This is a genomic window from Streptomyces pathocidini, assembly GCF_001418495.1.
Lineage (GTDB): Bacteria > Actinomycetota > Actinomycetes > Streptomycetales > Streptomycetaceae > Streptomyces > Streptomyces pathocidini.
Window position 1 is genome coordinate 1 of sequence record NZ_LIQY01000590.1, and the last position, 3,207, is coordinate 3,207.

Below are 3,207 nucleotides of genomic sequence, written 5' to 3' on the forward strand. Positions count from 1 at the left end.
GCGCTCCTGGTCACCGTCTTCGTCGCCGGGGTCGCCGAGCGCTTCTGGACGGTCGCCAAGGAGAGCGCCGCCACCGCCCTGCTGCCCGCCCCGCCGCCGGAGGGCGCCGCCGTACGGCCCCTGCCCGACCACCTCGACGCGCTGCGCCGCCTCTCGCTGCGCACGGGCTTCGTCGCGCTGCCGATCGCGGCCGCGGGCCTCGCCGTCGTCACGCTCCTCGGAACGCTGCTGGGCGCCGGCATCGAGTGGTTCCAGCTCCACCAGGTGGCCCTCGGCTCGTACGTGGCCTCCGGACTCTTCGCCGCCTCCGTCTCGGTCGTCTACTTCCTGGAGCTGCCCGGCACCCGGACGCCCCGGCCGCGCTCCCCGCTGGAGGGGCTGCGCCGCCCGAGGTCCGCGTCCGGCGCGGACAAGGGGCGTACGGGCGCGATCCCGCTGCTCGTGCTGACCTGCTCCGCCGTCGCCGGTGCGATCGCGGCGGCGGTAGCGGTCGCCGCGCTGCACTCCGCCGACCTCGGCGGCGGGCCCGTCTCCTTCGCGCTGCTGGTCTTCGCGCTGACCGGGGGCACAGTGGCCGGCATCCGGCTCGCCCTCCGCGTACTGCCCGCGCTCTCCCGGCGCCGGCTGCTCGCTCTGGCGACCGGTCTCGCGGGGCTCGCGCTGCTCGCCACCGGGCTGGTCTCCGACACCACGACCGTGCTGCTGCTCTCCCTGCTCGCCGGTACGGCGGCGGGGGTCGCCGCGCACACCGGGCACGCGCTGCTCGACCAGGAGACCGAGGAGCACCGGCGGGCCCGTGCGACCGAGCATCTGCACGCCGTGGTGCGGGTGTTCGTGGCCCTCGGCGCGGTGGCCGCGCCGCTGCTGGCCGCGGCCATCGGGCCGCACCGGCTGGCCGGCGGGGACTTCGTCTTCGCGCACGGCGGCGCCGCGTTCACGCTGATGCTGGTCGGCGCGCTGCTGCTGCCGGTCGCGGCGCTGGTGCTGGTGAAGACCGATGACCGGTCCGGGGTTCCGCTCCGCCGCGACCTGCGGGACGCGCTGCGCGGCGGCGAACCGAGCGAGGCCCCGGCCGGTACGGGCTTCTTCATCGCCCTCGAAGGCGGGGACGGGGCCGGGAAGTCCACCCAGGTCGAGGCGCTCGCCGAGTGGATCCGCGGCAAGGGCCACGAAGTGGTCGTCACCCGTGAGCCCGGTGCCACCGCGATCGGCAAGCGGCTCCGCTCGATCCTGCTGGACGTCTCCAGCGCCGGGATCTCGCACCGCGCGGAGGCCCTGCTGTACGCGGCCGACCGCGCCGAGCACGTCGACTCGGTCGTCCGGCCCGCCCTGGAGCGCGGGGCCGTCGTCATCACCGACCGGTACATCGACTCCTCCGTCGCCTACCAGGGCGCCGGCCGCGACCTCTCCCCGACCGAGATCGCCCGGATCTCGCGATGGGCGACGGACGGCCTGGTGCCGCATCTGACGGTGCTGCTCGACATCGCCCCGGAGACCGCGCGGGAACGCTTCACCGAGGCCCCCGACCGGCTGGAGTCCGAGCCGCCCGAGTTCCACGCGCGCGTACGAGCCGGATTCCTGGCCCTGGCCGCCGCGGACCCGGCGCGCTACCTGGTGGTGGACGCCGGCCAAGAGCCGGAGGCCGTCACCACCGTCGTACGCCACCGGCTCGACCAGGTCCTGCCGCTGTCGGAGGCGGAGATCCGCGCTCAGGAGGAGGCCCGCAAGGCCGCCGAGGAGGAGCGTAAGCGCCGGGAGGCAGAGGAGGCCGCGCGCAAGGCCGAGGAAGAGCGGCTGGAGCGCGAGCGCCAGGAGCAACTGGCCAGGCTGCGCGCCGAGGAAGAGGAGCGGGCCCGCCGCGAGGCGGAGGAAGCCCGGCGCCTGGAGGAGGAGCGCCGGGCGGAGGAGGCGCGGCTGCACGCCGAGGAGGCCCGCCGCCAGGCCGAGGAGGAGCGCGCCCGCCGCGCGGCCGAGGAACGCGCGCGTGCCGCCGAGCAGGAGCGCCTGCGCCGCCAGGCCGAGGAGGAGGCCCGCCTCCGCGAGGAGGCCGAGGCCCGCCGCCTGGAGCGGCAGCGCCGTGCGGAGGAAGCGCTGCTCCGGGCGGAACAGGCCCGCTTGGCAGCTGAGGCGGCCGCGGCGGGGGCCGCGGCCGCGGAGGGCGACATGGGTGCGGGCGCGGGCGCCGGTGCGCCTGGTGGCGGTGCGAGCGAGGGCCCGGGTGCGCCCGGTGGTATGGGTGGGGGTAGGCGTCGGCCTGGTGGCGGTGCGGCTGAGGGTCCGGGCAGGCCTGGCGGCGGTACGGGCGCGGGCGCGCCTGGCCGGGCGGACGACGTGGCCGACGCGGCCACGGTGGAGACGTCGAGGCGGGGTCCGGGCGAGGAGGGCCGATCCGGTGGTGAGCCGGGCGGGCAGCCTGCCACCGCCCCGGCAGCGGACTCCGACCCGGACTCGGAGGTCACGCAGACGGTCCCGACTCCCCGCGTGGACCCGCGAGTTCAGCGCGACCGGAACGAGGACCACGACGGCCCGGCGGGCCGGGACGGCAGGAACCGGAACGACCGGAACGACCGGATCCGCGACGACGCGGACCAGGCCGAGCGGGGCCGCGGCGACGCGGCGGACCAGTCGGGTCGGGACCAGGCGGATCGGGGCGAGGCCGGTTGGGCCCAGGGCGGTCGAGGCGAGGGGTCTGCGCAGGCCTCCCGTGGCCCCCGGGAGGATCGAAGCCAGGGGTCTGCGGAGGTCTCTCGCGGCGATGCGGCGCGGCGGCACGGCGAGGACCGGCCCCGGTCCCGTGACGTGGAGGAGACGCGGGTCATGCCGCGGCCACCCGTGTCGGGGGAGACGGACCAGACCGACGAGACGGCGGTGCTCCCGCCCGTACGGCTCGAGGAGCACGGCGCTTCCGGCGCCCGCGCGCCCCGCGAGGACCGGTCTTCGGACCCGGCTGACCGGGTGCCGCCGTGGATGTTCCGTCCGGAGGACGGGAGTTCGGCGCGGGGGCAGGAGGGGCGCGACGAGCGCGGCTGGGACAACGAGCGTACGCACGAACTGCCCCAGCCCGACCAGTCCGGCGCCCCCCGCCGCCGCCCCCGCCCCGACTGGGCCGAGGAGACCCCCCTCGACGACCTCCCCACCCTGGCCGATGAACTCCTGGGCCCGCACGACGAAGACAACAACCGCCGCCGCGGAGGCCGCTGAACCACC

The 3,207-nt window shown here is 77.1% G+C and carries 1 protein-coding gene; it reads left to right on the top strand.

The genetic code is table 11. The features are described from left to right. Positions 1–3,201 (top strand): dTMP kinase (gene tmk / locus AOK16_RS23165; protein WP_107098434.1); only part of this gene is annotated, 3,201 nt, incomplete at its 5' end. Positions 3,202–3,207 lie beyond the last annotated feature (6 nt).